This is a genomic window from Microvirga sp. GN3 (assembly GCF_055792825.1).
This window is the reverse complement of sequence record NZ_JBVVAK010000332.1, coordinates 1-2,805: the sequence shown is the minus strand read 5'-3', so window position 1 is coordinate 2,805 and position 2,805 is coordinate 1. Positions and strand designations below refer to the sequence as shown.

3 protein-coding genes are annotated in these 2,805 nt (G+C 65.8%); 1 reads left to right on the top strand and 2 read right to left on the bottom strand.

Features of this window, described 5'->3' with window-relative positions:
* Both ACS5Q1_RS47410 and ACS5Q1_RS47405 read right to left on the bottom strand, forming a co-directional pair.
* A partial coding sequence (locus ACS5Q1_RS47410) for a transposase zinc-binding domain-containing protein (RefSeq protein ID WP_473104707.1) occupies positions 1-173 on the bottom strand: 173 nt, incomplete at its 3' end.
* A gap of 8 nt (positions 174-181) precedes the next feature.
* A complete protein-coding gene (locus tag ACS5Q1_RS47405; protein ID WP_473104705.1) occupies positions 182-1,048 on the bottom strand; it encodes a tyrosine-type recombinase/integrase in 867 nt (288 codons plus the stop codon).
* 495 nt (positions 1,049-1,543) lie between these two features.
* Here ACS5Q1_RS47405 and ACS5Q1_RS47400 point away from each other — a divergent pair, with 495 nt between their 5' ends.
* Positions 1,544-2,470 (top strand): alpha/beta fold hydrolase, encoded by a 927-nt coding sequence (locus ACS5Q1_RS47400; protein WP_473104706.1) that lies wholly within the window; start codon positions 1,544-1,546, stop codon positions 2,468-2,470.
* The last annotated feature ends 335 nt before the right edge of the window (positions 2,471-2,805 follow it).

Here is a 2,805-nt window from a genome sequence, read left to right as displayed (position 1 = left end):
TGGGCACAGGTCTCGCAGCGCTCCACATGCCCGCCGAGGGCGGCCGTGCGGCAGGCCTCGATGGCGCTCATCACCTTGAGCTGGCCGAGGCTGAGAGGGCCGGCATGGGCGGCGCGCCAGACCGCCCCGTGGGCCCGGAAGATCTCCGCCACCTCGAGAGCCGGGTGGGGCACAGGCCCCCTCAGGCCGGCGGATCCGCGAGAGGCAGATGATCGAGCGGGCTCATCACGGTGCGGATGAGCTGGGTGGCGACGCGGGTGTCGCGGGCGGTGGTGTCGAGCTTGGTATGCCCGAGCAGCACCGGGATGACGCGGATGTCGACATTCTGCTCGAGCAGGGGGGTGGCGAAGCTGTGGCGCAGGGTGTGCAGCGACACGGATTTGTCGATCTCGGCCAGGCGGGCGGCGGCATGGCAGGCGCGGTTGAGCTGGCGCGGGGTGAGCGGGTTGCCCCGGTTCTGGCCGGGAAAGAGCCAGCCCTGCGGCCGGGCTGCCTTCCACCAGGCGCGCAGGAGCGCGAGCAGCTGTGGCGAGAGCATGACATAGCGATCCTTGCGGCCCTTGCCCTGCTCGACGCGGATGACCATGCGGGTGGAGTCGATGTCGCTGACCTTGAGGGTGACGACCTCGGAGGCGCGCAGACCCGCCCCGTAGGCGACACTCAGCGCCGCCTTGGATTTGAGGGTGGGCGCTGCCTCGAGCAGGCGGGCGACCTCGTCAGGACTGAGGACCACCGGCAGCTTGCGCGGCTCGGGCACGAACGGGATCTGCTGCATGACCTCAGGTCTATGCAAGGTAACCTGGAAGAGAAAGCGCAGGGCCGTGACGGCGTGGTTGATGGTGGGCGGGCTGGCGCCGGTCTCGCTCAGGAACAACTGGTAGCGACGCACATCCTCGAAGCCGGCCTGGTCGGGCGAGGCGCCGAGGAAGGCGCTGAAGCGGCGGATGGCCCGGATGTAGGCGTGCTGGGTGCGTGGGGCGAAATGGCGGATCGTCATGTCGTCGATCAGGCGCTGGCGGAGAGGGCTGACAACGGATGCGTGGGTCATGGGAGGCTCCTGTCCTGAGGGTGGAGGAAACCTCTCCATTCTCAGGCCGGACACGACCCGACGTGACCTCTATGATCGTTCCAGACACCGACAGAGCCGGCATATCCTACCGCGGTAGCGGTTTAGTCCTCTGACCCGATCCGGACGTTTAGCATCCGGAGGAGACTGTCGGATTTCGGGACGCCTGGAACCGCCCCGGCTGCAACTCCCTCATCATAGCCAGTCGCCGCTCAAGAGCGGCAACCTGTCTTTGTGCAATGCAGCAACCTGCCGGGATTCTAGGCGTTGTTCGTCTTGGAACCCGAACGGAGAAGGTGCGTGCTCAACTTGGAAACTGACGCCGATCTGAGATTAACCCCGGCTGTTGATGCGGCGGGAGCCGGTGGCGTCACGCGGGATCATGCTTCCGGCGAGGGGCCTGATTGGGGTCCTGCGAACCTTCGGGAGCCTGTAGGAGCCAGCCCTTCCAGTTCGCGCCGATGGCTCGCGCCCGTTCTGGTGGGCGCGGCCGCCGCGTTGGGTGCGGCCGCCCTGTACAACCGCAAGCAGACCCAAGATGCCGAGCGCAAGTACCCGCCCATCGGCCGGTTCCTCAACGTGGATGGGGTGCGCCTGCACTACATCGCGCGCGGCCAGGGGGATCCGCTGGTGCTCATCCACGGCAACGGCGCGATGATCCAGGACTTCACCGTCAGCGGCCTCGTGGACAAATTGGCGGAGCGCTACCGTGTGATCGTGATTGACCGCCCCGGCTATGGCTACAGCTCGCGGCCGCGCCAGCTTTGGACGCCACGTGCTCATGCCCGGCTGTTCCGGAACGCCTTGACGCAACTCGGGGTCGAGCGGGCCTTGGTGTATGGGCACTCCTGGGGCACCCTGGTGGCCGTAGCTCTCGCACTGGAGGCTCCATCGCTCGTGCGCGGCCTCGTCCTGGGTTCAGGATACTACTACCCGACTCTGCGGGCAGACACGTTCCTGCTCTCGCCGCCAGCCATTCCGGTGATCGGCGATGCCATGCGCTACACGGTCTCCCCGCTCGTTGCCCGTGCTATCCTGCCAGGCATGCTCAAGCGCGTGTTCCAGCCAGCTCCGGTGCCAGAGCGCTTCGAGCGAGAGTTCCCGAAGGCGCTGATGCTGCGGCCGCTGCAGCTTCGCGCGGCGGCGGAGGATGCGGCGCTTATGACGCCGTCAGTGATGGAGCTGGAACGGCACTACGGCGACCTGAAGGTGCCGGTGACCATCGTCACCGGTGCTGACGACCAGATCGCGGATGTGGGCCGCCAATCTGCACGGCTGCACCGCGAGTTGCCGCACAGCGAGTTCATCGCCCTTCCGGGTCTCGGCCATATGATTCATCACCTGGATGCTGACGCCGTCGCGGCTGCGATCACCAATACAGGCCAACGCTCAAGTCTCAGCTAGCGCGAGTTGAACCGAGCCTAAACTCCCAGGCGAGCTGTACGGTGATGGACCTTAACCTAATTCGATGCTTGAACGAACTCGACACCGTAGACGCCGCCTCGGCCCAAACCACAGAGATCCCCCAAAGCCGAAGGACTCTTCTGGTCGGAGCGAACCACTAAAGCGCTTTTGATCTGGGCTTGAATCCCTTCGGGTGGTCTGTGCGTTGACGGGGATATGGCCCGGGAGGCGAGCCATGCCCCAGCCCTATTCTCCCGATTTGCGCGAACGTGTTCTTGACGCCTGCGAGCGTGGCGACCTTCCTCAGGTCGAGATTGCCCGCCGCTTCCAGGTCT

Excerpts from the sequence above, each read along its gene's own strand:
- ACS5Q1_RS47405 (WP_473104705.1), bottom strand. The coding sequence starts at position 1,048 with ATGACCCACGCATCCGTTGTCAGCCCTCTCCGCCAGCGCCTGATCGAC.